The following is a 2,198-nucleotide window of genomic DNA, read 5'->3' as shown; positions in this document are numbered from 1 at the left end:
TGTCGACGGCGCTCGAAGATTGGACAGTTTCGGCGGTGAAAAGTGAACACTCGACCATTGGAGTGTGATCACTTTGGAGGACTGGGCGCTGATCCGGAGGTTGGCTGCGGAGGGCGTGCCGAAGGCACGCATCGCGCAGCGGTTAGGGATCTCGCGGACCACGGTCATCAAGGCGGTGAGCTCGGGTGGGCCGCCGCGGTATGAGCGAACGCCGAAGCCGACATCATTCGCGGTGTTCGAGCCGCGGGTCCGAGAGCTGCTTGAGCAGACGCCGGACATGCCGGCCACGGTGCTGGCCGAGCGGGTCGGCTGGACCGGATCGATCCGCTGGTTCAGCGAGAACGTGAAGCGGCTGCGGCCCGAGCATTGCCTGGTTGACCCGGCCGATCGGCTCACCTGGGCGCCAGGGGATGCGGCGCAGTGCGACCTGTGGTTCCCGCCCCGGCGGATCCCGTTGGAGGACGGCACCGCCAGGTTGTTGCCGGTGCTGGTGATCACCGCCGCGCACTCGCGGTTCATCACCGCGAGGATGATCCCCACCCGCAAGACCGAGGATCTGCTGCTGGGGTCGTGGGAGCTGCTCCAGCAGCTGGGGCGGGTGCCGCGGCGGCTGATCTGGGACAACGAGCCCGGCATCGGCCGCGGGCAGCGCCGCGCCGAAGGCGTGGCGGTGTTCATGGGCACGTTGGCGACCAAGCTGGTGTTGCTGCCGCCCAGGGATCCGGAGTCCAAGGGGCTGGTCGAACGCCGTAATGGCTGGTTCGAGAGTTCGTTCATGCCCGGCCGGTCGTTCACCTCTGCGGGCGATTTCAACGACCAGTTCACCGACTGGCTGGTGAAGGCGAACACGCGGGTGGTGCGCACCATCAAGGCCTGCCCGGCAGATCTGGTGGAGGCGGACCGGTCCGCGATGCTGCCACTGCCCCCGGTCCCGTTGCATCTGGGCTGGCGAAACCGGATCCGCCTGGGACGGGACTACTACGTGCGGCTGGACACCAACGACTACTCCGTGGACCCGAGTGTGATCGGCCGCATCGTCGATGTCACTGCAGACCTCGAGCGGGTCCGGGTTGGTGCCCAGGGACGCCTGGTCACCGAACACACCCGGATCTGGGCGCGGGGCACCACCGTGACTGACCCTGCCCATGTCGAGGCCGCAGCCTGGCTGCGCAAACAGTTCCAACAACACCGCGCCGCCGCTGCCGCTGCCGGCGAACAGCTCACCAAGGACCTGCAGCGGGATCTGGGTGACTATGACCGGGCCTTCGGGATCACCGGTGATCTGAGCACGGGCGAGCAGGGGGTCTGCTGATGGCCACCAAGACCACCGCCACGACAGTCACCCCTGCAGCGTCGCCGGAGGCGATCAAGCAGATCGCCTACCTCGCCTCGGCGTTGAAGGCACCAAGGATCACCGAAGCAGCCGCCCGGCTCGCCGACCAGGCCCGTGATGCCGGCTGGACCCATGAGGACTACCTCGCCGCCGTCCTCGAACGCGAAGTCTCTGCCCGCAACGCCTCGGGCGCGCAACTGCGCATCCGGGCTGCCGGGTTCGGCACCGTCAAGACCCTCGAGGACTTCGACTTCCAGGCTCAACCCGGCATCCGTCAACAGATCGCCGCCCTGGCCTCCGGCGGGTTCCTCACCGAGGCCCGCAACGTCGTCCTCCTCGGCCCACCAGGCACCGGGAAGACCCACCTGGCCACCGCGCTGGGCGTCACCGCCGCCCGCACCGGTCACCGGGTCCTGTTCGCCACCGCCACCGACTGGGTCACCCGCCTGACCGACGCCCACCGCGCCGGCCGGCTCCCCCAAGAACTGGCCCGGCTAGGCCGTTACGGACTCATCATCGTGGACGAGGTCGGCTACCTACCCTTCGAGCAAGACGCCGCGAACCTGTTCTTCCAGTTGGTGTCCAGCCGTTACGAGCACGCCTCACTGGTCCTGACCAGCAACCTGCCGTTCTCCAACTGGGGAGGCGTCTTCGGCGACCAAGCCGTCGCCGCCGCGATGATCGACCGGATCGTCCACCACGCCGACGTCCTCACCCTCAAAGGCGCCAGCTACCGACTCCGCGGACGCGGCATCGACAGCCTGCCGAGCATCCGCACCACCACAGCAGACAACGAGTCATAGACTCACCAAAACTGTCCACTTTTCAGGCGCCGGAACCGACCAATTTTCGATCGCCGCCGACA

2 protein-coding genes are annotated in these 2,198 nt (G+C 67.6%); both read left to right on the top strand.

Going from position 1 to position 2,198, the window contains the following annotated elements; all coding sequences use genetic code 11:
• The first annotated feature begins 64 nt into the window (after positions 1 to 64).
• Positions 65 to 1,312, top strand: coding sequence for an IS21 family transposase (gene istA, locus FCN22_RS21335; RefSeq protein ID WP_137123575.1), 1,248 nt, complete (start codon positions 65 to 67; stop codon positions 1,310 to 1,312).
• Positions 1,312 to 2,136 (top strand): IS21-like element helper ATPase IstB, encoded by an 825-nt coding sequence (gene istB, locus FCN22_RS21330; RefSeq protein WP_137123574.1) that lies wholly within the window; start codon positions 1,312 to 1,314, stop codon positions 2,134 to 2,136. The genes istA and istB overlap by 1 nt, the downstream gene beginning before the upstream one ends.
• Positions 2,137 to 2,198: the final 62 nt, after the last annotated feature.

The organism is Segeticoccus rhizosphaerae (assembly GCF_005222685.1).
Lineage (GTDB): Bacteria > Actinomycetota > Actinomycetes > Actinomycetales > Dermatophilaceae > Segeticoccus > Segeticoccus rhizosphaerae.
This window is presented reverse-complemented; position numbering and strand designations above follow the sequence as displayed.